Annotated in this window: 21 protein-coding genes; 13 read left to right on the forward strand and 8 right to left on the reverse strand. The window is 58.2% G+C overall.

Going from position 1 to position 25,555, the window contains the following annotated elements; all coding sequences use genetic code 11:
* Positions 1–223: 223 nt before the first annotated feature.
* Both hutC and V6R85_RS19745 read right to left on the reverse strand, forming a co-directional pair.
* Complete coding sequence (gene hutC, locus V6R85_RS19740; RefSeq protein ID WP_174075239.1) at positions 224–949, reverse strand: histidine utilization repressor; 726 nt, start codon at positions 947–949, stop codon at positions 224–226.
* Between the two features lie 51 nt (positions 950–1,000).
* Positions 1,001–2,347, reverse strand: a complete 1,347-nt coding sequence (locus tag V6R85_RS19745) for a formimidoylglutamate deiminase (protein ID WP_112295341.1) — start codon at positions 2,345–2,347, stop codon at positions 1,001–1,003.
* A 114-nt stretch (positions 2,348–2,461) separates the two neighbouring features.
* Between V6R85_RS19745 and hutI the strand changes: the two genes are divergently transcribed.
* The 5 genes from hutI (at position 2,462) to V6R85_RS19770 (ending at position 8,380) form a co-directional block, all read left to right on the forward strand.
* On the forward strand, positions 2,462–3,721 hold the full coding sequence (gene hutI, locus V6R85_RS19750; RefSeq protein ID WP_077998620.1) for an imidazolonepropionase: 1,260 nt from the start codon (positions 2,462–2,464) through the stop codon (positions 3,719–3,721).
* A complete protein-coding gene (gene hutH / locus V6R85_RS19755; RefSeq protein ID WP_099086304.1) occupies positions 3,718–5,262 on the forward strand; it encodes a histidine ammonia-lyase in 1,545 nt (514 codons plus the stop codon). Before hutI ends, hutH begins: the two co-directional genes overlap by 4 nt.
* Before the next feature lies 1 nt (position 5,263).
* Positions 5,264–6,064, forward strand: a complete 801-nt coding sequence (gene hutG, locus V6R85_RS19760) for an N-formylglutamate deformylase (RefSeq protein WP_336377141.1) — start codon at positions 5,264–5,266, stop codon at positions 6,062–6,064.
* 11 nt (positions 6,065–6,075) lie between these two features.
* Entirely contained in the window at positions 6,076–7,749 is a 1,674-nt protein-coding gene (gene hutU / locus V6R85_RS19765) for a urocanate hydratase (protein ID WP_003505808.1), read from the forward strand.
* A 61-nt stretch (positions 7,750–7,810) separates the two neighbouring features.
* Positions 7,811–8,380, forward strand: coding sequence for a HutD/Ves family protein (locus V6R85_RS19770; RefSeq protein WP_080867027.1), 570 nt, complete (start codon positions 7,811–7,813; stop codon positions 8,378–8,380).
* 58 nt (positions 8,381–8,438) lie between these two features.
* Here V6R85_RS19770 and V6R85_RS19775 read toward each other — a convergent pair whose 3' ends face one another.
* The 4 genes from V6R85_RS19775 to V6R85_RS19790 form a co-directional block, all read right to left on the reverse strand.
* On the reverse strand, positions 8,439–9,917 hold the full coding sequence (locus V6R85_RS19775; RefSeq protein ID WP_112295342.1) for a M81 family metallopeptidase: 1,479 nt from the start codon (positions 9,915–9,917) through the stop codon (positions 8,439–8,441).
* 71 nt (positions 9,918–9,988) lie between these two features.
* The gene (locus tag V6R85_RS19780) at positions 9,989–11,077 is read right to left on the reverse strand and encodes a D-TA family PLP-dependent enzyme (protein ID WP_112295350.1); all 1,089 of its coding nucleotides are present in this window, start codon (positions 11,075–11,077) and stop codon (positions 9,989–9,991) included.
* A 31-nt stretch (positions 11,078–11,108) separates the two neighbouring features.
* Positions 11,109–11,504, reverse strand: a complete 396-nt coding sequence (locus tag V6R85_RS19785) for a RidA family protein (RefSeq protein ID WP_003505815.1) — start codon at positions 11,502–11,504, stop codon at positions 11,109–11,111.
* Between the two features lie 385 nt (positions 11,505–11,889).
* Complete coding sequence (locus V6R85_RS19790) at positions 11,890–13,275, reverse strand: FAD/NAD(P)-binding protein (RefSeq protein ID WP_035212939.1); 1,386 nt, start codon at positions 13,273–13,275, stop codon at positions 11,890–11,892.
* A 434-nt stretch (positions 13,276–13,709) separates the two neighbouring features.
* Between V6R85_RS19790 and repA the strand changes: the two genes are divergently transcribed.
* The 6 genes from repA to V6R85_RS19820 all read left to right on the forward strand — a co-directional run bounded on the left by repA (position 13,710) and on the right by V6R85_RS19820 (position 19,670).
* Positions 13,710–14,924, forward strand: a complete 1,215-nt coding sequence (gene repA, locus V6R85_RS19795) for a plasmid partitioning protein RepA (protein WP_026363408.1) — start codon at positions 13,710–13,712, stop codon at positions 14,922–14,924.
* Complete coding sequence (repB, locus tag V6R85_RS19800) at positions 14,921–15,934, forward strand: plasmid partitioning protein RepB (RefSeq protein WP_003505821.1); 1,014 nt, start codon at positions 14,921–14,923, stop codon at positions 15,932–15,934. Before repA ends, repB begins: the two co-directional genes overlap by 4 nt.
* 185 nt (positions 15,935–16,119) lie before the next feature.
* Positions 16,120–17,397 carry a plasmid replication protein RepC gene (repC, locus tag V6R85_RS19805; RefSeq protein WP_112295344.1) on the forward strand — a complete coding sequence of 426 codons (1,278 nt, stop codon included), beginning with the start codon at positions 16,120–16,122 and terminating at the stop codon, positions 17,395–17,397.
* A gap of 457 nt (positions 17,398–17,854) precedes the next feature.
* On the forward strand, positions 17,855–18,067 hold the full coding sequence (locus tag V6R85_RS19810) for a hypothetical protein (RefSeq protein ID WP_003505824.1): 213 nt from the start codon (positions 17,855–17,857) through the stop codon (positions 18,065–18,067).
* Positions 18,068–18,132: 65 nt separating this feature from the next.
* Complete coding sequence (locus V6R85_RS19815; protein WP_336377142.1) at positions 18,133–18,417, forward strand: hypothetical protein; 285 nt, start codon at positions 18,133–18,135, stop codon at positions 18,415–18,417.
* Between the two features lie 53 nt (positions 18,418–18,470).
* Positions 18,471–19,670 (forward strand): low temperature requirement protein A, encoded by a 1,200-nt coding sequence (locus tag V6R85_RS19820; RefSeq protein WP_129565468.1) that lies wholly within the window; start codon positions 18,471–18,473, stop codon positions 19,668–19,670.
* A 7-nt stretch (positions 19,671–19,677) separates the two neighbouring features.
* Here V6R85_RS19820 and V6R85_RS19825 read toward each other — a convergent pair whose 3' ends face one another.
* A complete protein-coding gene (locus tag V6R85_RS19825) occupies positions 19,678–21,147 on the reverse strand; it encodes a glycosyl transferase family protein (protein WP_129565467.1) in 1,470 nt (489 codons plus the stop codon).
* A 147-nt stretch (positions 21,148–21,294) separates the two neighbouring features.
* Here V6R85_RS19825 and V6R85_RS19830 point away from each other — a divergent pair, with 147 nt between their 5' ends.
* Both V6R85_RS19830 and soxR read left to right on the forward strand, forming a co-directional pair.
* Positions 21,295–23,403 (forward strand): TonB-dependent receptor plug domain-containing protein, encoded by a 2,109-nt coding sequence (locus V6R85_RS19830; RefSeq protein WP_129565466.1) that lies wholly within the window; start codon positions 21,295–21,297, stop codon positions 23,401–23,403.
* A 157-nt stretch (positions 23,404–23,560) separates the two neighbouring features.
* Complete coding sequence (gene soxR, locus V6R85_RS19835; RefSeq protein WP_003505833.1) at positions 23,561–24,016, forward strand: redox-sensitive transcriptional activator SoxR; 456 nt, start codon at positions 23,561–23,563, stop codon at positions 24,014–24,016.
* A gap of 30 nt (positions 24,017–24,046) precedes the next feature.
* Here the strand turns inward: soxR and amyA are convergent, their stop codons facing one another.
* On the reverse strand, positions 24,047–25,534 hold the full coding sequence (amyA, locus tag V6R85_RS19840) for an alpha-amylase (protein ID WP_129565465.1): 1,488 nt from the start codon (positions 25,532–25,534) through the stop codon (positions 24,047–24,049).
* Between the last annotated feature and the right edge of the window lie 21 nt (positions 25,535–25,555).

Raw genomic sequence — 25,555 nt, forward strand, 5'->3', positions numbered from 1 at the left:
AGTGAGCGGACTTATAAATCCACCCCACCAAACAAGTCAACACAGCAATATCAAAAAAATCAAGAAATGTGACAGATTACTGATTTTAAAAGGGAATTTGAGATTAATCGTACAGATTAACGGATTTTAACGACTTTCGCCGTGCAAACGATAAGTGGGGTTAGCCTTCCCCTATATAGGGTTTCCATTTCGCAATTAAAGGACGCGAGAGACCTTACGGATATCAGTCGGAAGACGGGCTGAAACGGGCGACCAGGGCATGGGCATTGCCAGGATAGGTGAAGCGCACATAGGTCACGGCGCCGGAATTGCTCCAGGTACGACGCTCGACCACAAGACAGGCCTGTCTGTCGGAGATACCGAGCAGGCGCGCGATCTCCTTCGACGGCGCCTCGGCGCTGATCCGATGTTCGGCAGTGCTCCACGGAACATGGCCAAGTAGCCAGGGGCCTGGCGCAATTTCGGTAAAATCGGTTTCAGCCGCTTCCGGCACGGCCGTCAGACTGATGAGACGCTGCTCGACACAAAATTCGCGCGCACCGGCGAAATGGATGCAGAGAATCTCGAGCAACGATGTGCCGACGGAAACGTCGAGCCGCTCACGATCCCCGCTTTTGGCGCTGCGCCCTTCGCGCTCCAGGATCTTGAAGCCATATTCGAGGCCAAGGGATTCGACTTCCGCCCCGATGTCATGAATTTGCAGAACGGCAGACTGGATCTGAGGCTGGCGAACGAAACTGCCGGATTTCTTGCGGCGTTCGATCAAGCCGGCCTTGGCGAGTTGGCCCATGACCTTGTTCACCGTCATGCGCGAACAGTGATACTGATCGGCGAGGTCTACCTCGAAAGGCAGCCGGTGGCCCGGCGGCCATTCTCCCGAAACGATCCGGCCCTCGATGTCGCTGAGGATACGCTGGTGCAGGGTTTGCCCGGCCGATGCTTTCGTCACGTCCGCAATGCCTTTCCCCACTGGCTTTTTCCCGTTTCTGCCGAGCCCATATCAGCTATCGAGAAGTTCGGCCATGACCTTGTTGAAACGATCGGATATTTCACGACGGTGGATATGCCGGCCGGCTTGCACGCGCTTTTTGCCGCGCACCCAAACGGAATCGACGCCAACACCACCCGCAAATATCCACTGATCGAGAATCTGGGATATCGGAAGATAAGAAACGGCGGAAACATCAAGAGCGACAAAATCCGCACTTTTCCCGCTTTCCAGACCATTTGGCGACGCCAGAGCCCTGCCGCCGCCTTCGAGCGCCTGCCGGAAGAGTTTTTCTCCCGTGGAATGGCCAGCATCGGCGATGACATTACGTGCCCGATGCGAGAGGCGTTGTGAATATTCGAGGGTTCGCAATTCTTCCGGCACGGAAATCAGGATGTTGGAATCGGATCCGACACCGTAATGGCCGTTTTCGCCAAGGAAAGCCGGAGCCGGGAAGATACCGTCGCCGAGATTGGCCTCGGTGATCGGGCAGAGACCGGCCACGGCACCGCTTTTCGCCATACGCCGCGTTTCGGTTTCCGTCATGTGTGTCGCATGGATAAGGCACCAGCGACCATCGACCGGCGCGTTTTCAAGCAGCCATTCCACCGGTCTCGCACCGGAAAAGGCGAGTGAATCGTCCACTTCCTTCGTTTGTTCCGCCACATGAATATGGATCGGCCCACCCTTTGCCAGCGGCTCGATGGCTGCCAGCTCGTCGCCGGTTACGGCACGCAGGCTGTGTGGCGCAATGCCGAGGACCGCACCCGGCAATTTGTCCGCCACGGCCTGTGCGCCCTGCATCAGCTTTCCATAACTGTCGAGCGAATGGATGAAGCGTTTCTGCCCATCGATCGGAGCCTGGCCGCCGAAACCGGAATGGGCGTAAAAGACCGGCAGCAAGGTGAGACCGATGCCCGTCTGCGACGCGGCCGCGCCGATGCGTTCGACCATTTCGGCGATATTGCCGTAATGCGAACCGTCCCTGTCATTATGCAGATAGTGAAATTCGCCGACCCTTCCGAAACCGGCCTCCAGTATTTCCATATAAAGCTGGGCGGCAACGGCCTCGACATGGTCAGGCGTCATGGAGAGCGCGAATTTATACATGACGGTGCGCCAGCTCCAGAAACTGTCATCACCCGGGCCGCGGATTTCGGCAAGCCCCGCCATGGCCCGCTGAAAGGCATGGCTGTGGAGATTGGGCATAGCTGGAACGATGACGGCGTGACGCTCATCCTGCGGCTGCGGGGAAACGCCGGTTTCGACGGATGAAACAATGCCGTCATCGCAGATGATGCGAACATCCTTCGCCCATCCGCCCGCCAGAAGCGCTGCGCCCGCGTGAATTGCCGTCATGCCACCCTCTCCTTTGGTTCTGTCCGGCAAGGCCATTTCAAACACGAAATTGCAGCTTGCCAAGCCGATTATTATGTATATACATTTAACTCACAAAGGAAAGGCGAAAAGCAAATGCCAGGGAACAAATCTGCAAACGGAACGGCGACGGGGAACGCCACGGCTTTGTGGCGCAACGCCCGGCTGGCAACCTTCAACCCCGACGTGGATGGCATCGGCGCCGTCGAAAACGCCGTGATTGCCGTGCGTAACGGCCGCATCGCCTTTGCCGGTCCCGAAAGCGATCTGCCTGCCGATCTGGCGACAGCCGATGACACCACCGATTGCGGCGGCCGCTGGATCACCCCTGCCCTGATCGACTGCCACACCCATCTTGTCTTCGGCGGCAATCGCGCCATGGAATTCGAGATGCGGTTGAATGGTGCGACCTATGAGGAGATCGCCAAAGCGGGCGGCGGCATCGTTTCTTCGGTCCGCGATACGCGCGCGCTTTCGGAAGAGGTTCTGCTGGCGCAGGCGCTTCCGCGTCTCGACACCCTTCTTTCCGAAGGCGTTTCCACGGTCGAAATCAAATCCGGTTACGGTCTCGACATCGAAACCGAACTGAAGATGCTGCGCGTTGCGCGCAGGCTTGAGACATTACGGCCGGTGCGCATCGTCACCAGCTATCTCGCCGCGCACGCGACACCTGCAGACTATAAGGGCCGCAACGCCGATTATATTGGCGACATTGTTCTGCCGGGGCTGGAAAAGGCGCATGCGGAAGGACTGGCGGATGCGGTTGACGGCTTCTGCGAAGGCATCGCCTTTTCCGTCGCGGAGATCGACCGGGTTTTCAAGGCCGCTAAACAGCTCGGACTTCCTGTCAAGCTGCATGCGGAGCAGCTTTCCAACCTTGGCGGTTCCGAGCTTGCGGCATCCTATAATGCGCTGTCGGCCGATCACCTGGAATATCTTGATGAAGCCGGTGCGAAGGCGCTGGCGGAAGCAGGAACCGTGGCCGTGCTTCTTCCCGGTGCCTTTTATGCGCTGCGCGAAAAGCAGCTGCCGCCGGTACAGGCACTGCGCGATGCCGGAGCCGACATTGCGCTCGCAACGGACTGCAATCCCGGCACTTCGCCGCTCACCTCCCTGCTGCTGACCATGAATATGGGCGCCACGCTTTTCCGCATGACCGTGGAAGAGTGTCTGACGGCGACGACACGCAATGCGGCAAAGGCGCTCGGCCTGCTTGCGGAAACCGGCACGCTGGAGGCCGGAAAATCGGCTGATTTTGCCATCTGGGATATCGAGCGTCCGGCCGAGCTTGTCTATCGCATCGGTTTTAATCCGCTCCATGCCCGTATTTTCAAGGGACAGAAGGTTTCCCCATGACCATAAAAGCCATCACCCTTCATCCAGGCGCCGTGACGCTTGCCGAGCTTTCCACCATATACTGGGAAAACGGTACGGCAAAGCTCGACCGCAGCTTCGATGCCGGCATTGAAAAGGCAGCAGCCCGCATCGCGGAGATTGCTGCCGGCAATGCGCCGGTCTACGGCATCAATACCGGTTTCGGCAAACTTGCCTCCATCAAGATCGACGCGGCCGATGTGGCGACGCTGCAGCGCAATCTCATCCTGTCGCATTGCTGCGGGGTCGGCGCACCGCTTCCTGAAAATATCGTGCGGCTGATCATGGCGCTGAAGCTGGTTTCGCTCGGCCGCGGCGCATCCGGCGTGCGGCTGGAACTGGTGCGGCTGATCGAAGCCATGCTTGAGAAGGGTGTCATTCCCGTCATTCCCGAAAAGGGTTCGGTCGGCGCTTCCGGCGATCTCGCGCCGCTGGCCCATATGGCCGCGGTGATGATGGGCGAAGGCGAGGCCTTTTATGAGGGAACGCTTCTGCCCGCCGGCCAAGCGCTTGCGAAAGCCGGATTGACCCCGGTGGTTCTGGCAGCCAAGGAAGGGCTTGCACTTATCAACGGCACGCAGACCTCGACGGCGCTGGCGCTCGCCGGTCTTTTCCGCGCCCATCGCGCGGCACAGGCGGCGCTTATCACCGGCGCGCTTTCCACCGATGCCGCGATGGGGTCGTCTGCCCCTTTTCATCCCGATATTCACAGCCTGCGCGGCCATAAGGGCCAGATCGACGCGGGAGCGGCGCTTCGTAATCTGCTGGATGGTTCGGAAATCCGCGTCAGCCACATCGAGGGCGACGAGCGGGTGCAGGACCCCTATTGCATCCGTTGCCAGCCGCAGGTGGATGGCGCCTGCCTCGATCTTCTGCGGCAGGTGGCCCGCACACTGGAAATCGAAGCCAACGCCGTAACCGACAATCCGCTGGTGCTTTCAGACAATTCCGTCGTCTCCGGCGGCAATTTCCACGCCGAACCGGTTGCATTTGCCGCCGATCAGACGGCGCTTGCCATTTGCGAAATCGGCGCGATCGCCCAGCGTCGTGTGGCGCTTCTGGTTGATCCGGCCCTTTCCTATGGGCTGCCGGCCTTTCTTTCCAAGAAGCCGGGGCTGAATTCTGGCCTGATGATCGCCGAAGTCACCTCCGCCGCGCTGATGAGTGAGAACAAGCAGATGGCGCATCCGGCCTCGGTCGATTCGACGCCGACCTCCGCCAATCAGGAAGACCATGTGTCCATGGCCTGCCACGGTGCACGACGTCTGCTGCCGATGACGGACAATCTCTTCGCCATCCTTGGCATCGAGGCGCTTTCGGCCATTCAGGGTGTGGAGTTGCGTGGGCCGCTGAAAACCAGCCCCGAATTGCAGAAGGTGATTGCCGCGCTACGCGCCACGATCCCGTCGCTGGAAGAAGACCGTTATATGGCGCCGGACCTGAAGGCGGCGGCAGAGCTGATCGCTTCCGGCGCTCTGGTCTCGACGATTTCAGGCGGCATTCTGCCGAAGCTGGAGGTTTGAGATGCGTGTCTTTGACATCAAGGAAGGTTCTTCGCCGATCATTCTCGGGCTACCCCACACCGGCACGGATGTGCCGGCGGATATCTGGCAACGCCTGAACGAAAACGGCAAATTGCTGGCCGATACCGACTGGCATATTCACGAGCTCTATGCGGATCTGATCCCAGAAGCGACGACGGTGCGTGCCACCTTTCATCGGTACGTGATCGACGCCAACCGCGACCCCGCCGGGGTCAGCCTTTATCCGGGCCAGAACACAACAGGGCTTGTTCCGGAGACCGATTTCGACGGCAAGCCGATCTGGAATGAAGGGCAGGAGCCCACTCAGGACGACATCGCATACCGTCTGGAAACCTTTCACGCGCCCTATCACGCAGCGCTTGCGGCGGAAATCGAACGGGTCAAATCCATTCATGGCATCGCCATTCTCTATGATTGCCATTCGATCCGTTCGCATATTCCCTTCCTGTTCGAAGGCAAGCTGCCGGATTTCAACATCGGCACGGATATGGGCGCAACTTGCGACCCCGCGATCGAAAAAATCGCTGTCGAAGCGACCGTCGCTGCAGAGGGTTACGACAGCATCCTGAACGGTCGCTTCAAAGGCGGCTGGACGACGCGCCATTACGGAAAACCGCAGAGCAGCGTGCACTCCATCCAGATGGAGCTGGCGCAGTCCACCCATCTTCAAAGCGAGACGCCGCCTTTCGCCTATGACGCGGGCAAGGCCGACCGGCTTCGCTCCCATCTCAAAACCATTCTCACGCGCATGGAAACATTTGCGCTCGACACGAAACGATAAGGGGAAAACACATGAACAATCCACGCCATAATATTCGCGATGTCCGCGCGCCGCAGGGCACTGAACTCAATGCCAAGAGCTGGATGACGGAAGCCCCGCTGCGCATGCTGATGAACAATCTCGATCCCGATGTCGCCGAGCGCCCGCATGAGCTGGTGGTTTATGGCGGTATCGGCCGCGCCGCCCGCACCTGGGACGATTTCGACCGCATCGTCGCGACGCTGAAAGATCTGAACGAGGATGAAACCCTCATCGTCCAGTCCGGCAAGCCGGTCGGTGTATTCCGCACCCACAAGGATGCGCCGCGCGTCCTGATCGCCAACTCCAACCTCGTGCCACACTGGGCGAACTGGGATCACTTCAACGAGCTGGATAAGAAGGGTCTTGCCATGTACGGCCAGATGACGGCCGGTTCGTGGATCTACATCGGTACGCAGGGCATCGTGCAGGGCACCTATGAAACCTTCATCGAGGCCGGCCGCCAGCATTATGACGGCAACCTGAAGGGCAAGTGGATCCTGACCGGCGGTCTCGGCGGCATGGGCGGCGCACAGCCGCTGGCCGCCGTCATGGCCGGCGCCTGCTGCCTTGCCGTCGAATGTGATGAAACCCGCGTCGATTTCCGCCTGCGTACCCGTTATGTCGATGCGAAGGCGCATACACTCGATGAGGCGCTGGCGCTGATCGACCAATGGACCAAGGCGGGCGAGGCGAAATCCGTCGGCCTGATCGGCAATGCGGCGGAAATCTTCCCGGAACTCGTCCGTCGCGGCGTTCGTCCCGATATCGTCACCGACCAGACCTCGGCGCATGATCCCGTCCATGGTTATCTTCCGGCCGGATGGACCGTTGCCGAATGGCGTGCCAAGCAGGAAAGCGACCCGAAGGCCGTTGCCGCCGCAGCGCGCGCCTCGATGAAGGTGCATGTGCAGGCCATGGTCGATTTCTGGAACGCCGGCGTTCCGACGCTTGATTACGGCAACAATATCCGCCAGGTCGCCAAGGATGAGGGGCTGGAGAACGCCTTTGCCTTCCCGGGCTTCGTGCCGGCCTATATCCGCCCGCTGTTTTGCCGTGGCATCGGCCCGTTCCGCTGGGCGGCCCTGTCAGGTGATCCGGAAGACATCTACAAGACCGACGCCAAGGTGAAGGAACTGCTGCCTGACAACAAGCATCTGCACAATTGGCTCGACATGGCGCGCGAGCGCATCGCATTCCAGGGCCTGCCGGCACGTATTTGCTGGGTCGGCCTTGGCGACCGCCATCGTCTTGGGCTTGCCTTCAATGAAATGGTCAAGAACGGCGAGCTGAAGGCGCCTGTTGTCATCGGCCGTGACCATCTCGACAGCGGCTCCGTCGCCTCGCCCAACCGCGAGACCGAAGCCATGAAGGACGGCTCGGACGCCGTTTCGGACTGGCCGCTCCTCAATGCGCTGCTCAACACGGCATCCGGCGCGACCTGGGTTTCGCTGCATCACGGCGGCGGTGTCGGCATGGGCTTCTCGCAGCATTCCGGCATGGTCATCTGCGCCGATGGCACCGACGATGCGGCTCGCCGGCTGGAGCGCGTGCTCTGGAACGACCCGGCAACCGGCGTGATGCGCCATGCCGATGCCGGTTACGACATCGCCGTGGAATGCGCCAAGGAACAGGGCCTGCGCCTGCCCGGCATCCTCGGCAATTGATCCTGCCACGGCCGGAAATGGGGAACACCGTTTCCGGCCGATCTTTCAAAAGTGGACAACCATGACCCTGCTGCGCGCAAGCGACTACAAGCGAATGCCCTGGAAAAACGGCGGCGGCGAGACCGTGGAAATCGCCATCTTTCCGCCAGGCTCTTCCGTCGATGATTTCGACTGGCGTATCAGCATGGCGACGGTCGCAAGCGACGGGCCGTTTTCGATCTTTCCCGGAATAGACCGCACCCTGTCCATTCTTGAGGGAAACGGCATGGCGCTGGCAATTGCGGCCGCCGATCCACTAATGCTGACCGTGGAAAGCCAGCCCCTGCCCTTTCCGGCCGATGTGCCCGTCAATGCGACCTTACCCGACGGCGCGATCACCGATCTGAACGTCATGACCCGCCGTTCGACCTTTCGCCATGTCGTCAGGAGGCATTTCGGCCTGTTTGCGGGGAAAGCAGGCGGAAACGCGACACTTATCCTGGCACTCGATCCACTGACGGTTTCCACCGGTGATGGCAAGGAGCAGCTGGGGAAGCTGGATGGTCTGCTGATCGAAGGCGGCTTACCGTTCACAGTCGAAGCAGGTCAAAACGAAAGCGCGTTTTTCCTGATCACGCTTGAGCGCCTCTGAAGCCGTTCCAGAAAAAGGCTTCAGAGTTCCGTCCCGATAATGCTCGAACGGCTGCCGCTCAATCCAGGCCCAGCGGATCAGCCACCCGTGGCCAAAGCTCGAGGCTCGCCTTGCGATAGGGCGTTTTTGCCGGATCGGTCGGATAGGACGTCGGGGCCGCTATATAAACGATCTCGGAGGCGACGGGCGCAAACCCCGCATGAAAATGGTTGGTCGACTTGACCAGCAGCACGTCTTTTTTCGCGAAATCGATGCCGAGATTGGAAAAGATATCCGGCTCATAAGTCTGCGTCCGGCTGGTGATGAGGATGATATCGATCTCCGTGCCGAGCGGCCGCACGACAGCGGCACGGCCGAGTGTTACGCGGCTGTTGCGGAAACTCTGCCAGCCGGCCTCGGCCGTGCGCATCACCTTTATACGGAAATCGAGCGGTTCGCCGCCTTGCGGGCTGGATTTGCCGCCGATGCGCAGGTCAATCTCGGCACCCTCCCCCGCCGCGTGACAGAAAGACACGGCGATCGGGTCCCAGATCGTCGCGACAGCGAAATTGTCCATGCCGCGGTCCACCATGCGCCGCAGAATATGGGTGGCATCACCGGCAACACCGCCACCCGGATTGTCCCAGATGTCCGATACCACGACCGGCTTCTCCTGATTGCCACTGCGAATGGCGAGAACCCGATCGAGACCCGTTTCTGTATCCAGCATCGGCATGGCGGTCAGCTTGCGCATGGCATAGAGCTCGCGGCCGAGCTTTTCAGCCAGCGCCTCACCCTTCGCCCTGTTATTATCGGTGACGACAACGATGCGCGTTCCCATATCCGGTACGTCGCCGGCCATGAAACCATGAATGACCGAAATCGACAGGATGCCGTCCCTGCCCTCCATTGCCTTCAGCCGGTCAACATAAGAACGCATCGGCTCGCGGCTGGTGGGATAAATAGTGATCATGCGGCAATCGAAAGTCGAGATGACCGGATTGATCTCTCCCCGAAGCGTGCGCAGCGCCATCTGCACTACATGTTCGCCGCGCTCTTCGAAATCCGTGTGCGGAAACTCCAGAAACGTCGCCATGATGTCGAGATTTTTAACCCGGAGCGCCGTCAGGTGGCTGTGGGGATCGAATTCCGCTGCGATCAGCACTTCCGGTCCAACCATCTCGCGGATGCGGGAGAGGAAATCGCCTTCCGGATCGTCATAACCCTGCGCCACCATGGCTCCATGCAGGCCAAGGACCACGGCATCGACGGGCATGGCGGCGGCGAGTTCGGCAAGAATCGTGTCCCGCAGCGTTTCATAAGTCTGGCGCTGGATAAGTCCCGCCGGTTCCGCCCAGCAGGAGGTTCCCTCAATCACCGTGAACCCTTCCGCCTTGCCGCGACGACGCAGGATCGGCACGGGCGACGAGCAGAGCGTCGGCGTTTCGGGATGCTCGCCCGGCCCGGCATAAAAAGCCGCACGAAAAGCGTCCATATCCGTCGGCACGGGGGAAAACGTGTTGGTTTCAGTGGCGAGCGACGCCGTGAAGATGCGCATATTTCCAGATTCTCGTTGCCGGTATCTGCATTTTCGCAGCTTCCGATTCCAGTTCAATTAGCCGGGTAACTTTACCAGACGGTACCGCGTGCTGTGACCTTCTCAACGCGTGTTACGACACCGTTTCGATGGAAAACCATCCTATCGAAAAGATTGCTGACGACGCAGGTGTGGTTCGGCACGACCTTTACCACATCACCGATTTCAGGCCGCCCGGAGGCGCAGCCGGACAGATCAACGACGGCGTGTTCTTCCGAAAGCGAGACGATTTTTGCGCCCTCATAACCTTCGATCAGCCCATAATCGCTGAAACCCAGGAGATCCGAGGTCAAGGCCTTGGATCCGCTGTCCAGCACCGCCCGATCGGCCGTAGGCCTCGAAACGACGGTGGCGAGAACATGCATGGCGAGATCGCCGGTCGTGCAATGTCCCGCGCGCAGCATGGCGCGATCATTATAGACATAGGTGCCTGCCCGATGTTCGGTCGCGGAAGGAACGAGATGGGCGGAATAAAAATCGGGCGAACCGCCGCTGGAACGGACCGGGCAGTCAATGCCCCTTGCCGCAAGCAACGCCATGGTTTTGCGAAGGAAGTTTTCCACCGTCTCGGCCCCATCCGGTGCCGGATAGGTCAAAATGCCCTTGAATCTGAGGCCCGGGGCCGCAACAATCTTTTCCGCAAGCGCCAATGCCGCTTCCGGCGTCTGCACGCCGCAGCGCTTGCCGCCCGTATCGCATTCGACAAGCACGGCAAGCGGCCTTACTGCCTCGAATGTATCGGCAAGACCGGCAATCGTGACCGCGCTATCGGCAACCACGCTCAGCCCGCCGATGCGCGCATTCAACGCCTTCAGCTGCGAAAGCTTTGCTGCACCGAGAATATTGTAGGTGATCAGGATATCATCGAAACCGGCATCCGCGAAAACTTCCGCCTCACTGACTTTCTGGCAATTAATGCCGATCGCGCCAGCCTGCAGCTGCTGTTTTGCGACAGCCGGTATCTTGTGCGTCTTGATATGCGGCCGGAAAGCCTTACCGTGTTCATCCAGATAGGATTGCGCCCTGAGGATATTGGCACTGAGCCTATCCTCGTCAATGACGGGCATTGGCGTTGAAATCGCATTGAGGGGTGTGCCCGCATCAGGCCAGGGATAGGTCATCATCTACTCTCAAAAATAGGCAAATTGGGCTTCAAGCCAGCGGCTTATAAGCGATAACGTCCATTTCCACCTTGGCATCGACCATCAGCGGTGATTGCACGGTCGAGCGCGCGGGTGGATGATCGATGAAATATTTCTGGAAAACGGCGTTGAAGCTCGAAAAATCCCGCGCATCATCCAGCCAGACATTGATCTTGACCACATCGGCAAGCGTACAATCCGCCAGCGCCAGAACATCCCTGATATTCGCGACCACCTGCTCGGTCTGCGCCACGATGCCGCCGGTCACGACCTCGCCATCAACAGTCGGCACCTGCCCCGAAACATAAACGAAATCACCGGCGCGAACGGCCTTGGCAAATGGCCGACGCTGTCCGCCGGCCTGACTGTCCGCCGTCTCGTATCTTACCAGTTTCTGTTTCTGCATTGGTCCTCGCAAATTATTTTCATAATTTCAGAAATTTACAGGGTTTATAGCCTCTTTTATGACGAACTTCCATAAGCTATGTAAATTATTTAGCAATCGCGGACATTGCCCCGCAAAGACGGTCTCGGTCTTTTACCCCAGTTGATTGCGGGAATACGCACTTTGAAGGCAAAAAGCGGTACGTCACCAAAGAACGTTCGTTGCTATCGTGCGGAAAGCCCACGCGACATTCATCAGCCGCCTCGAATCCGCGAATTCGGCCTCCAATGAATAGTCAGCACATTCATTCAAAGAAAAAGTTTGCCGCGGCTAACATCAAAATCAAGAGGCGCCGAGAATGTCTGTTATGACGGCACCTCTCGCTATGGTCGATTCTTCGGCCGGATCAGCCCTGTGCAGCAACCCGATCATTCGCGGTCACTCTCCGCGTAATCTCCCGCGCGATCTTCTGTGCCTGCACACGAATATCCGGAACAGCGGTTATCTCCCAGAACCGGCCTGCCGTCAGCGCACCCGCGGCGAAAAGACCGGGCCAGCTTCGTCCGTCCGTCCGCAGCAAATGGGAGTGGTCGTCAACCTCGACCCCGAGCCCGAAAGGGTCCAGTGAAATAACACCCTCGCCGCACATGGCTTCAAGAAGCCGCGAATGACCGATGCCGGCCCGCTCCATGCCGGTGCAATTGACGACCCAATCGACCTGAAGTTCCCTCACCACTTGTGTATGTCTGCGGCGGTAACGCACGGCAATCCCCTCCTCCCCTTCGTCTATGGACCGGAGGTAACCCGCATGAATTTCCAGAATGCCGTCCGAGAGCAACTTCTCGAAAGCACCAGAGACCTCAGGCGCGATGCGGTGCCGATGGATATTCCACCAAGGCAAGGCATGCCGAAGAAACCGGCTGCGCTGCGCAGGTGTAAGGCGTTGCCACAGCAATTGTGTTTTCGGCCGCAAACCATCCATAACGGTGCGCCACGGTGCGCCATCGCTGACCTGTTTGCGTAAAGACTGCAGCAACAGGCTGATCTCCGTCGAGCCATCAGGCAGCTCAGGCTCCGTGGGGGGAGCAGGCGGGCTGACATGCGGATGCGGCACCAGGCCGCGTCGGGAGAGAACATGGATCGGGCCCTGATGCCCTTTTCCCCGCAGGGTCAGAACCTGATCGATCATCGTCAGACCCGAACCCAGAATACAGATGCGATCTCCGGCCTTGACTTTGGACAGCCATCCCGGCTGCCAGCAGTGACCGATGATACGTTGTGGCCCCTCTTCTTCCCTCGCGACAGTTTGCACCGGCAAACTCGCCGCGCCGACACCGAGACACAAAACGACATTCTGCGCGCGCAGCTGCTCGCCATTCTCCAGAGCGAAAGAAAATCCACCCTTGCCATCCGGGCGACAGGCCGAAGCCTTGGCCCGAACGAAATCCACCCGCGCCCGTTGCTCCCTGCTTCTAAGCAAACCCGCCAGCCTGTCGCGAAGATAAAGACCATAGTCTCCACGCGAGGCGAACAGCAGAGGATCCTCCGCTATCCCATTTTCCGCCAACCAGTCGACAAAATCACCGGGGCGGTCAGGGAAGACACTCATTCGCCCGGCTGGCACATTCAGCCGATGATAGGGAAGTTCGGTACGATAGGCGGTGCCGCGCCCGAAATCCGATTCATCGCCCACGATAGCGATCGAGGCTTCCGCCGGCAGGGACGATAAAAGATGAGCGGCAGTACAAATGGCCGAGAAACCCGACCCGACGAGAGCGACATCATAGGACATTCATTCCTCCAACCTGCGACAGCTTGAACAGCCAGACGACGGGCGTCGAACCCAACGATACTCTAGTCAATGAGTAGAGATTAAACATCCGCGAATGTCCACCCTTCACTTTTTGCCGCGGGATGATCGGATGTGCAGTGGGTCAAAACCAAAAAGTTAGCCGCGGCAAACTTCTGCGCGGGCATGCATTCCTTGTGTGAAAAGACGCGATCCGCGCCCGTCTGTCTGATCGTCAGGGCGAAGTTAGCCGCGGCTAACCGTCAAACTGTCACAAAAAACAAAAGTGATTCTTCCACAATGCCTTAGCGCCACTTTCGCACCTGAGAAAAAAGCCTATTGCGCCAAAAAGAGAATCGGCGCTTATATCTCAGTTGCGGAAAAAACCGCCTTTTTCGAAAAAAACCGCTACTGCAATTTCGAGCGAAAGAAGACCGATGACACAGAGTGCCGATTTAAGACGTGCCGCAGGAGCACCCGACCTGACGAGTCTTATACAACAGCATTCGGCTGCGTTGTCAGCCCAATTGCAGGCTCATAATGCAAATACATTTTCACCACACACCGAAAAGAGCATGCGCCATTTCTCACCGGCAGAAACCGCGCGGCTGATCGGTATCGGCGAGGCCTATCTTCGTCAGATCGCCGCCGAACGCCCGGAGCTCGATGCGGCCCAAGCCTCCGGCCGCCGTTCCTATTCGGTTGAGGATATGGACGAGATCAGAAAATTCCTTGATCAGGGCGCGCGCGGCACCCGCCGTTATCTGCCACACCGCCGTGATGGCGAAGAGTTGCAGGTCATCGCCGTCATGAACTTCAAGGGCGGTTCTGGAAAAACCACGACATCTGCACATCTGGCGCAATATCTGGCGCTGCGCGGTTACCGGGTGCTCGCCATCGATCTCGATCCGCAGGCCAGCCTGTCGGCGCTCTTCGGTCATCAGCCGGAGATTGATGTCGGTCCGAATGAAACGCTTTATGGCGCCATCCGTTACGATGACGAACGCAGGCCGATCGCTGAAATCGTTCGCGGCACCTATATTCCTAATCTCCATATCGTTCCGGGCAATCTGGAACTCATGGAATTCGAACATGACACGCCCCGCGCTCTGATGCGCCGCGCGCCCGGCGATACACTGTTTTTCGCCCGCATTGGCCAAGCAATTGCCCAGGCGCAGAACTTCTATGATGTCGTGGTCATCGATTGCCCGCCGCAGCTTGGTTATCTGACGCTTTCGGCGCTGACCGCCGCCACATCCGTCCTCGTCACCGTTCATCCGCAAATGCTGGATGTGATGTCGATGAACCAGTTCCTTGCCATGACCGGCGACCTTCTCGCCGAAATCGGCAGGGCGGGCGCACGTTCCGACTATAACTGGATGCGTTATCTGATCACCCGTTTTGAACCGAGCGACGGACCGCAGAACCAGATGGTCGCCTTCCTGCGCTCGATTTTCGGTGAAAACGTCCTCATCCACCCGATGCTGAAGAGCACGGCCGTCTCGGATGCCGGACTGACCAACCAGACACTTTTCGAAGTGGAAAGAACCCAGTTCACCCGGTCCACCTATGACCGTGCGCTGGAAGCCATGAACAACGTAAACGCTGAAATCGAAGGACTGATTAAAAAAGCGTGGGGTAGGGCAGCATGAGCAGAAAACAGATATTCGCCAATCTTGGTACTCCGGCCGCCGACAGCAATGAGACCGCATCCGAGCGGTCGCGTCCGCGTATCAGGCCCATCCTTGGCTCTCCGGAACTCGTGACCGATGTTCTGAATTCCCCGGTGGGAATGATCGGCCAGTCGCTCAGCGAGGTATCGGAACGCGCCAAGCGTGCGGAAGAAATCGAAAGGCAGCTCGCAGAAGGTCTCACGATCGTTTCGCTCAATCCTGCCGATATAGATCCCTCTTTCATACCTGATCGCATGCCAGCCTCCGAAGAGGCGGATGCAGGTCTGGTTGAAGCCATTCGTGAACAGGGCCAGCAGGTTCCCATTCTGGTGCGCCCGCATCCCGAGTTCCCCGGCCGTTATCAGGTCGCCTTTGGTCATCGTCGCCTGCGTGCAGTCTCCAGCCTCGGTATTCCGGTCAAGGCGGTCGTACGTGATCTCAGCGATGAGCAGCTCGTCGTTGCCCAGGGACAGGAAAACAACGAACGTCGCGATCTCACCTATATCGAAAAGGCACGCTTTGCCCAGAAACTGCAGATACGGTTTCCGCGAGATACGATCATGGCCGCCATGTCGCTGCACAAGGGCGATCTCTCCAACATGCTGTCGGTTGTCGGCCGCATTCCGGAGGATCTGGTCGATCTTATTGGCCCCGCCCCAACTGTCGGCCGTCGTAACTGGATGGACCTTGCCGATCAGCTTTCCTCTTCTCAGGTCAAGGAAGCGGCCCGTGCCTATGTGAGGGATGCCTCGGTTGCTGCCCTGCCATCGGAAGACCGTTTCAAGTCGCTTCTGGATTTTCTGAAGCCCAAGGCGCAGGCAAAAAAAACCGGTGTCTGGTCATCCGAAACCGGCGGCCGGCTGGCAAAGGTCGTCGAAAGCGACCGCAAGCTGGATATCTCTATCGACAAGAACGAAGCACCGGAATTTGCCGAGTTCGTTCTGGAACATCTTCAAACGCTGTTTGCCGAATACCGGTCCAAGCAGTGAATTTTAACTCGAACGACTAACAGGAGACGCATCACAAAAGAAAAAAGCCCCCGAACGTTGCCGCGCGGAAGCCTTTCTTTGATTTAAGCACCCGAAGAATCTCATTTCCGCGAATCATAGTCAAGAGTCTTGGCATCGAATTTTTCGGTGAGCGATTTTCTTTTGCCTTGTGAAAGGTGAAAGACATGGACAGCACATGTGTAACGACGCCCTTTGGGCGGCGAGCGATGTCGTTTGGCGTCCTCGCGACCCAGTTTGCCGCGCAGAAAAACAAGAAGATCGAAGCGGTCGATAAATGGAAACTCTATCGTTCGGTCTGTGAAGCCCGGCCTTTGGTTGGCGTGACCGATCGCTCGCTTGCGGTCCTGAACGCGCTTCTGAGTTTTTATCCCAAGAACGAACTTTCCAGCGAAGCCGGTTTGGTCGTCTTCCCGTCGAATGCGCAATTGTCACTCCGTGCCCATGGCATGGCCGAACAGACATTGCGCCGGCATCTTTCGGCTCTTGTCGAAGCCGGCCTCATCATTCGCAAGGACAGCCCGAACGGAAAACGATACGCCCGCAAACACCGGGGAGGGGAAATCAGCGAGGCTTACGGTTTTTCGCTGGCACCGCTTCTTGCCCGCAAAGCGGAAATTGAGGAACTCGCCGAACGCATCGTCAGCGAGCGACTCGATCTTCAGCGGCTTCGTGAAAGTATCAGCCTTTGCCGCCGCGATATCCAGAAACTCTGCGACATGATTGCTGCGAGCGGTCAGGTCGAAGCCTTCGAAGGGTTTCAGACACGTTACAACGCCATTGCCCGCTCTCTCGGTCGCAATTCCAAGCCCGCGGAACTCAAAGAAATCGGCGGTTTTTTGGCCTCTTTGCGTGCTGAAGTAACCAACTATCTGGAAAATATTGAAAAATCGGAAAATTTGGGCGGCAATGACTGCCAAAATGAGCGCCTCATAAAGAATTCAGAATCCGAATCCATATCTAAACGGCAGGATTTGCACGAACCGGTAACCACTGCACCTGCCAGCACGGTAAGCGCCCAGCCGGCATATGCGGCACCCATCAGTGCAAAACCTTCACCGCCATCGCCAAAGCCTGTTCTTCATAAGCAATTTTTTGTTCCTGATATTGTTTTGGTTTTGAAGGCTTGCCCTGACATCGCGCTCTATGCCCCAGGCGGAGCGGTTACAGGCTGGCGCGATCTGGAAGTGGCGACATCGGTGATCAAAACCATGTTCAACATCAGCCAGTCCGCCTATCAGGATGCGCTTGCCACATTTGGCCGACAGGGAACCGCAGCCATTCTCGCCTGCCTTCTGCAGAAAGCAGACCAGATAAGTTCGCTTGGCGGGTATCTGCGCAATCTGACCCGTAAGGCGCAGGAAGGCGGCTTCGACCTGCAGACAATGCTTCTGGCGCAGTTGAGAGGGCGTAAGGACACTATGGAGGCCAGCATGCCCTGCTGAGTTAACGGAGCGTGGAAAACGGTCTCTGCTTGCGGAAAAAGCAGACCGAAGTTACATTGACGCCGTTTCCGCAAGAAAAAGAGATTCGCATGAGGCTGCTGATATCAACAGTGCAGCCAAGGGGTTTCTATGGTTAATGCAGGGTAATGAAAACTAAGTCCGAATTAGCTTTCGTTTGCGTTTTTCCGTGATTGCTTTCAAACGCTTGAGTCGGGCATACTTTTCGTCGGAAAAGCGCTGGCAAGGGCAGAACAGTGCAATCTGTATACACCGATCACCTGTCAAAGTGGGCGTGTAGCACCGGATAAAAGGCATGTCCGGCCGCTGTAAAACCCGGGATGAGTTCCACGGGAACGCACATTTGAAAGACGACGGGCCTCGGGTGGAGGCGGGCGATGTTGAACTTTCGGCAAGGTCCCGCGTTTGCGCTTCATTGCTTAAACGGATGGCTGAGCCGATGAATTTTCCGGATGATATGGAACTCTCCGTCGCTCTCTATATGGCGGACAACGCTTTGCCCCGGGACAGGGCCATTGAAAAGCTTCTGAGGGCGGAGCTCGAAAACGCCGGCCATCTTCCCGGCGGTCAAGGTAGGCCGCCCGAAATCATCGATGGGCAACCGAGCGCGGACTATGTCCAATATAGCTCCTACCTCGATGAGGACATCTGAAAGGGGCGGAACCAAAGCGGGCGAGGGCGGTTTATGGCGCAAACAATTGTGCCAGGATGCGTCCCATGTTTCCAAGATCATTTTTTCTCGCAGCCGCGCTCGCCACTATGACGGGCTTGCCGGTATTTGCCCAACCTATCGAGGTCAGCACGCTCGAGGTTTCCAGGGCAGATAGCACCCCACTTCCGCCAAAGGTCTTGTTCCCGAACTACATCACCGACGTGTCGGGAAAAAAGGTTCGTCTGGTCGGGCCGCGTTTTTATCCCGACAGTGCGCGGGCGCTGGAGTTTCCCGGTCAAAAATTGAACCCGGTCGAAGCGGGCAGCGAAGAGATTTTTTCCCAACGGTGAGAGGCCATTGGTGAGCGGACGTATCGCGACGACCAACATCTGACGGGGGTGGCATGAGAGCCAAGGGCGAGACTTATTCACGCAAGGCGGATGGGGAACGCTGGATAAGGCAGGAGGGGCAGGATGCCGGAAAGGCCAGTTTCCCCGAATTGTTCTTCGATCTGGTCTTCGTTTTCGCGCTGATCCAGCTCTCCCACGCCCTCGCCAAAGATTTTGGGCCGACGGCAGCGCTTGAAGCGGGCATCCTGATATTATCGCTTTGGTGGTTATGGATACATACCACCTGGATCACAAACCTGTTGAACACGGAAAAGGAACCGGTCAGGATTTTGCTGTTTGTCCTGATGTTCGGTGGCGTTTTGCTCGCCATCGCGCTGCCGGAGGCTTTTGCGGAACAGGGCCTTGTCTTCGCCCTGATCTACAGCGCGATGCAGGTGGGGCGAAGCCTCTTTGCGCTGTATGCTTTCAAGGATGAAGACCGGCAGTCTTTTCTGGTCTTTGTGCGCGTGACGATCTGGCTCGCGGTATCAAGCCTGTTCTGGCTGGCCGGTGGACTGGTCGATCTGGCGGATCGCATTCTTCTGTGGGGCATCGCGCTTGCAATCGAATATGCCGGTCCCGCCTGCCGTTATGTCGTGCCGGGCGTGGCCTCAAGCGACGAGGACCGGCTGCATCTTTCCGGCGAGCATCTGGCGGAGCGATGTGCGCTTTTCGTCATCATCTGCCTTGGGGAAACGATCCTCACCACGGGGCGCACGGCCACGGAATATATGAATTCGGGTCTGACATTCATCGTCTTCTGCTCGGCTTTCGTCAGCACCGTGGCGATGTGGTGGATCTATTTTCATCACGGGCAGGAGGAGGCCTCGAGAAAAGCCGAGAACGCCGAAGAAAAAGCGAAGATTGCCCATAATCTTTTTAACTACGGGCATTTGCCCATTGTAGCCGGCATTATCTTGACGGCGGTAGGTGAGGATTTCAGCCTCTCCCACGCGCGCGAAGGCGCGACCATGCGGGAGGCGATCGCCATTCTCGGCGGTCCCGTCCTGTTTCTGGCCGGCAATATCGGCGTCAAGATTGCCGCCGCCTATCAGCGGCCGGTTTCGCATCTTGCCGGCGTGGTGGCGCTCTGCCTGCTTTTGCCGGCGCCGGGTATTCCGCTTTTTGTGCTGCAACTGGCAAGCACGGGAATTCTCCTGCTCGTCGCCCTCTGGGAATATCTGGCGCTGAAAAAAGCAGGCACCAATGCCTGACGACTAATCACGCATTGGCCAGATTACGCGCCCTGTCGTTCCAGAGCCGAAGGCTACGTGCATAGGCTTCCTCAAAGGGCAGAGTCATATCATTGACCAGCATCAGCGCGATGGCGGCGGTGGAAATGATGATGGTTTCGGCTCTTTCGTCCCTCGCCGCCCCCGTCCAGACCGCCCGCCAATATTCGAAAGTGGTGAACATGGTCGGCATTTCGGCGGGCGGCGCCTCGCGGGCGGGAATGAGGAATTCGATATCCCTGCCCTTTGAAAGGCCAAAAATCCGGGTGGTGCGGAAAGGGGTGAATTGCGCAAAATCCCGCGTATTGCCGAGAATGGCGAGGTTTTCCACCGAAAGCAGCCGCGCCGTGTCCCGGTGAAGTTCCTGATAGGATGGCCGGGCCACGCCGATGATAGTGCTTCGGGCGCGAAGCGGGTTGAGAAGATGGACGACCGTGTTGAGCGGCAGGCGCATCTCCAGAATGCCATGCAGGCCGAGCAGGCTCTGAAATTGCAGGGACAGGCCACCGATCGGCAGATAGGCGATACGTTCTGAGGATGTGGCTTCGGCCGCCTGTGAAAGCGAATGACAAAGGGGAATGCCGCAGGCCTGTGCGGCAAGTTCAAGCTTGCCGCCGTTTTCGCCCTGACCCACATGGCCGTGCAAGAGAACGCTGTATCCCGCCATGGAAACCAGGCGGGCTGAATGCAGGAACCATGGCGCATCGCGATGTTTCGGCGACATGTAGGCCGGCCAGTCAAGATCCGCCGCCGCCGGCTGCTGCCGATCTCTTTCGATATGTTGCCACATGGCCTCGATGAAGCCGGCAAGTTCGGCCGCGGTCACGCCGCGATAATGCATGGTGGCGAGCAGTGCGCCGATCTGTATGGGATCGGCATCGCCCTCGAGAATGATCGACAGCGCATCCATTGCCTCGTCTTGGGCGAGCGGACGGCTGTTGCCGATGCCCATTGCCGAGGTCGCGATATATTTGGCAAGCCGGTGCTGCGGATCGGCATTGTGCCCGATGCGGGCGAGACGGTCGGCAATATTTTCCGGTGTCGGCTGGCCTTCCAGAAGAACGCTGGGGCGAAGGGAAAGCGGCGGCGCCTTCATCAATACCGGCTGTTCCCAACCGCTTTTATCGAGGGCGGCCGGCGCCTCCGGTCTGTCCTGCGAATAGTCGATCAGGTTTTCGGCCTCCGCCGCCAGCGATCGAATGCGCAGCCGCATATTCTCCGCAAAGGGGGTAGGGCGCAGGCCCTGGCCAGTACGCAAAAAAAGCTGGTCTCCGTATCTTTCCCGGAGCTGTTGCAGAATGCGGCTCATCGAAGATGTCGGCAGTCCCATGCCCGCCGCAGCCCGGCTTACACTGCCTTCCCGCAACAACGCATCAAAAGCGACAAGTAATTTCAGCTGTCCGAGCCTGTCGGGTTTTGTCGTGGAGGCTGGTTCTTCTTTTCTCTTGCCGGTTGTCATCTTGCGATTTTTTTACTCCGCCGCTTATTCGGGGAGCCCTTTTTGCAATTTCTGGAATTTAGAACTGTTCGAAAACAAACGCGTTGCGCCCGCATCCCCTCCTAAATAAGTGGGGTTAAATTCTCAAGTTAAATGCGGGGGCGTAACATGGAATTGAAGTACCGCGGTCAGAACAGGGCTGCGACAATAATAAAGACCGGTGTTTCTGCAGCAATGGCTGGCACGGCTTTGGGCCTTGCTCTGCCGGCATTTGCGCAGCAGGCGTCCGAGGGAACCACGGTTCTTCAGCAGATTGTGGTCACCGCATCCGGCTTCGAGCAGAATGTGAAAGACGCTCCGGCCAGCATCACAGTTGTCACGCGGGAAGATCTGGAAAAAGGGTCCTATCGCGATCTGACCGATGCATTGCGCGAAGTTCAGGGCGTGTCCGTCACCGGCATTGCCAATGAAAAGGATATTTTCATTCGCGGATTGCCCGGCGCCTACACGCTGGTTCTGGTTGACGGCAAGCGGCAGAGCACACGCGATGCCCGCACCAACGGCAATTCCGGCTTCGAACAGAGTTTCGTGCCGCCGGTATCGGCGATCGAACGCATCGAGGTAGTGCGTGGGCCGATGTCCTCGCTTTATGGTTCGGATGCCATGGGCGGCGTCATCAACATCATCACCCGCAAGGTCGGCGATGTCTGGTCCGGCTCGGTCACGACCGAAGGCACGGTTCAGCAACATTCCAAATTCGGCAATAGCGGTCAGGTCTCCTGGTATGCCAACGGACCGATCCTGAAGGACCAGCTCGGCCTGCAGGTCTGGGGCAGGGGCTTCACGCGCGGCGAAGACGGTATTCTGAACGGCACCACGGGCGCCAGGGAATATGATTTCAACGGTCGCCTGACATTCACGCCGAATGAAGATCATGACATCTATCTCGAAGGCGGCAAGACGCGGCTGCGTCGCGACGCCGAACCCGGCGAGACGCTGGCAGCGACGGATGCCAACGGCACCTACAACACCAATACGCGTGACCATTGGTCCCTGTCGCATACCGGCCGCTGGGGGCCGACCACATCCGAATTCTCGTTCCAGCAGGAATGGGCGGAGCGCACCAACTTCACCAGAAATATCCGCACGGGCCGCGTGACCGAAAACCCGCGCTCGCCGGAAGTGCGCAATACCGTTCTCGACGGCAAGTTCACCACGCCCTTCGAATTGTTCGGCAACCACACGCTGGTCACAGGCGGACAATATTTCGAGGCGCGGCTGACGGACCAGAATCCGGGACGCCGCACCGGTCGCGATGAGACATTTTCGGCGACGCAATGGGCGCTCTTCCTTGAGGATGAATGGCGCATTGTCGATAATTTCGCGCTGACGGGCGGTCTTCGTCTCGATAATCACGAGAAGTATGGCAATCACTTCAGCCCGCGCCTTTATGGCGTCTGGAGTGCGACCGAAGAGCTGACCATCAAGGGCGGCATTTCCACCGGTTTCCGCGCCCCGGAAATCCGCCAGATCGCGCCGGGTTACGCCTATACGACGGGTGGCGGCGGCTGCAGCTATGGCCCAAGCGGCACCTGCGGCGTGATCATCGGTGATCCCAACCTCGAAGCGGAAAAGAGCACGAGCTACGAAGTCGCCGCCCTCTGGGACAATGGCGACGTCGCTCTCGGCGCTACCTATTTCTATACCGATTTCAAGGACAAGATCTCCAACGCGCTGGTGCTCAATCCGGATGGAACACCGGCCCGCTGGAGCGAAGACCGCAACTATCGTCTCTGGTATAACTACAACATCGACGATGCGGTCATTCAGGGTGTGGAACTGACGGCGACCTGGTATGCGACGCCAGAACTGACGCTGCGCGGCAACTATACCTATACGCATTCCGAACAGAAAACCGGTGACTACGAAGGTTTCCCCCTGGCGCGCACACCTGAGCATATGGCCAATCTGCGCGGCGACTGGGTGACCCCGATCGATGGTCTGGAAGCCTGGGCCTCGCTGAATTACCACGGATCGGAAATCAACGCCGGCCCGCGCATCGGCACGAATGGCACGCCGGTGACGATCAATGGCAAGGCCGGTCGCAAATACGACGCCTACACCACGCTGGATATCGGGGCGAAATATGCGGTCGCCGAAAATGTCGACCTCAATGCCGCCATCTACAATGTCTTCGACAAGGATGTCGGCACCGACGATTTTAACACCGTCATGGAAGGCCGTCGTTTCTGGATCAGCATGACAGCGAAGTTCTGATCTGGACACAGTCACGAAATTCAGAGGCGCCTTCTGGCGCCTCTTTTTTTGAACGTTCGTCTATTGACCTCAACTATGGTTGAGGAATTATACCGGCTGCTCTTCAGTGTGTTTCCGCGTTTTCCGAGCGGAAATCGTTCCGGAAGCAGGAGCCAGAATGGAAAATACCATCTTCAAACACAGCCTGACGGTCGGGGAGGTTGCCCGTCGCAGCGGTATTGCCGTCTCCACAATCCATTTTTACGAGGCGAAAGGATTGATCGAGGGCTGGCGCACCGCCGGTAACCAGCGTCGTTATCATCGCGCCGTTCTGAGGCGCATCGCCATCATCCGCATCGCGCAGCGGGCCGGGATACAGCTCAGCATCATCAGGGATGCGATGGCCGATCTGCCGCAAGACAGGGTAGCGACGACGGCCGATTGGCGCAGGTTTTCCCAATCCTGGCGGGAAATGCTCCAGCTTCGCATCAACAACCTGATCATGCTACGCGATCAGCTTACCGGCTGTATCGGTTGCGGGTGCCTTTCGCTGGATGATTGTCCGTTACGCAACCCGAATGATGTTCTGGCCGATGACGGCGCGGGTCCGCGCCGTCTCGTGTCCGCCGAGTGAGCAGAAGTTTCGGGACGGGGCGATTGTCCCTCACTCGGAATCGGCTGGAACCCACACGCTGACGCTGCCGCCATTGGTGGGAAAGACGCCCTTGCCGCTCTCATCAAAGGTAATATGTTCTTCACGGTGCCCGAGAAAGTCGCGCCAGACCGCCCCGGCGTGATCGGGACCGAGATCGATCTGCTTTTCCGCCGGCTCGCCATTCGACATCACCACCACACAGCCCGGCGCATCGGCGGTGCCGTGGCGAATGAAGGCAATGCAACTCGGGTCGTCGAAAATATCCGTCTGGGCTCCGTTGGCGAAAAGGCTGCGGGCCTCGATGAGTTTCGGCAGGCATTCGATGGCCGGAATGATGATCTCGTGTTCGTTGCCGTCATTTCCGGTGTCGGTATAACGGGTGCCGAACAGATCGGGATAAAAGACGCAGGGCACGCCCTCTTCGCGCAGCAGAATGATGGCATAGGCAAGAGGCTTGAACCAGGGTTCCACCGGCGCTTCCAGCGATTGCAGCGGCTGGGTGTCGTGATTATCGACCAGCGTGACGGCGTGGTCGGGAACGGCGGAGACAAGCGAGCCATCGAAGATGTTGCGCATGTCGAAATCACCGCCCTGTTTCGAGGCGTCATGGAAGCTGTGGTGAAGGGCGACGTCAAAAAGCATGAGCTGCTTGTCGACCAGTTCGAGATAGCTTTTCAGCGCCTCGAGATCGGGGTGCCAATATTCCGCCACGACGAAGAGATCCGGATCGACCGTTTCGCGCATATGGCCGACCCAGTCACGGAAGAACCAGGCCGGAATATGTTTGGCGGCATCCAGGCGGAAGCCATCCACCTGTACCTGCTCGGAGAGCCAGCGGCCCCAATATTTGAGTTCCTCGTAAACCGCCCGGTTCCTGAACTCGACATCCGCACCCATCAGATAGTCGAAATTGCCGTTTTCCTGATCGACTTCCTCATTCCATTCCCCATCGCCATATTCGTTGACGAGGCGGAAAATGCCGTCTTCGGTCGGTTCCTCGATATGGTCGACACCGCTGAAGCACTTCAGGTCCCATATGAATTTGGAATGTTTGCCGTTGCGACCGGGAAAGGTGAAGCGTGTATAGGCAAGCGCCGGAAAGTCTTCATCATCGATCTCGGTACGGTCCTCAGGATTGACGCGGCGAACCCGCACCTTTTCCTTCTCGTCGGCACCCATCTTGTGATTGAGAACAACATCGTGAATGACGCGGATGCCGTTTTCCTTCAGCGTTCGTCCGGCATGTTCGAGCGCGGTGCGATCACCATATTTGGTGGCGACGGTGCCCTTCTGGTCGAATTCGCCGAGGTCGAAGAGATCGTAGGTGTCATAACCCACCGAATAACCACCGGCGGCGCCCTTGTAGGCGGGCGGCAGCCAAACATCGGTGATACCCATTTTCGCAAGGCTTTCGGCCTTTTCGGCCACCTCGCTCCATAATTTCCCTCCGTCTGGATAATACCAATGGAAGAACTGAAGCAAGGTGCGTCCGGCCATATTTCCCTCACAGTAGTTAGC

Origin of the sequence: Agrobacterium sp. CCNWLW32 (genome assembly GCF_037083425.1) — a bacterium.
GTDB classification, from domain to species: domain Bacteria; phylum Pseudomonadota; class Alphaproteobacteria; order Rhizobiales; family Rhizobiaceae; genus Agrobacterium; species Agrobacterium radiobacter.

What these genes read in the sequence shown, in the direction of transcription:
- V6R85_RS19745 (WP_112295341.1), bottom strand. Translation starts at nt 2,347, where the DNA reads ATGACGGCAATTCACGCGGGCGCAGCGCTTCTGGCGGGCGGATGGGCG.
- hutI (WP_077998620.1), top strand. Translation starts at nt 2,462, where the DNA reads ATGCCAGGGAACAAATCTGCAAACGGAACGGCGACGGGGAACGCCACG.
- hutH (WP_099086304.1), top strand. Translation starts at nt 3,718, where the DNA reads ATGACCATAAAAGCCATCACCCTTCATCCAGGCGCCGTGACGCTTGCC.
- hutG (WP_336377141.1), top strand. Translation starts at nt 5,264, where the DNA reads ATGCGTGTCTTTGACATCAAGGAAGGTTCTTCGCCGATCATTCTCGGG.
- hutU (WP_003505808.1), top strand. Translation starts at nt 6,076, where the DNA reads ATGAACAATCCACGCCATAATATTCGCGATGTCCGCGCGCCGCAGGGC.
- V6R85_RS19770 (WP_080867027.1), top strand. Translation starts at nt 7,811, where the DNA reads ATGACCCTGCTGCGCGCAAGCGACTACAAGCGAATGCCCTGGAAAAAC.
- V6R85_RS19775 (WP_112295342.1), bottom strand. Translation starts at nt 9,917, where the DNA reads ATGCGCATCTTCACGGCGTCGCTCGCCACTGAAACCAACACGTTTTCC.
- V6R85_RS19780 (WP_112295350.1), bottom strand. Translation starts at nt 11,077, where the DNA reads ATGACCTATCCCTGGCCTGATGCGGGCACACCCCTCAATGCGATTTCA.
- V6R85_RS19785 (WP_003505815.1), bottom strand. Translation starts at nt 11,504, where the DNA reads ATGCAGAAACAGAAACTGGTAAGATACGAGACGGCGGACAGTCAGGCC.
- V6R85_RS19790 (WP_035212939.1), bottom strand. Translation starts at nt 13,275, where the DNA reads ATGTCCTATGATGTCGCTCTCGTCGGGTCGGGTTTCTCGGCCATTTGT.
- repA (WP_026363408.1), top strand. Translation starts at nt 13,710, where the DNA reads ATGACACAGAGTGCCGATTTAAGACGTGCCGCAGGAGCACCCGACCTG.
- repB (WP_003505821.1), top strand. Translation starts at nt 14,921, where the DNA reads ATGAGCAGAAAACAGATATTCGCCAATCTTGGTACTCCGGCCGCCGAC.
- repC (WP_112295344.1), top strand. Translation starts at nt 16,120, where the DNA reads ATGGACAGCACATGTGTAACGACGCCCTTTGGGCGGCGAGCGATGTCG.
- V6R85_RS19810 (WP_003505824.1), top strand. Translation starts at nt 17,855, where the DNA reads ATGAATTTTCCGGATGATATGGAACTCTCCGTCGCTCTCTATATGGCG.
- V6R85_RS19815 (WP_336377142.1), top strand. Translation starts at nt 18,133, where the DNA reads ATGTTTCCAAGATCATTTTTTCTCGCAGCCGCGCTCGCCACTATGACG.
- V6R85_RS19820 (WP_129565468.1), top strand. Translation starts at nt 18,471, where the DNA reads ATGAGAGCCAAGGGCGAGACTTATTCACGCAAGGCGGATGGGGAACGC.
- V6R85_RS19825 (WP_129565467.1), bottom strand. Translation starts at nt 21,147, where the DNA reads ATGACAACCGGCAAGAGAAAAGAAGAACCAGCCTCCACGACAAAACCC.
- V6R85_RS19830 (WP_129565466.1), top strand. Translation starts at nt 21,295, where the DNA reads ATGGAATTGAAGTACCGCGGTCAGAACAGGGCTGCGACAATAATAAAG.
- soxR (WP_003505833.1), top strand. Translation starts at nt 23,561, where the DNA reads ATGGAAAATACCATCTTCAAACACAGCCTGACGGTCGGGGAGGTTGCC.
- amyA (WP_129565465.1), bottom strand. Translation starts at nt 25,534, where the DNA reads ATGGCCGGACGCACCTTGCTTCAGTTCTTCCATTGGTATTATCCAGAC.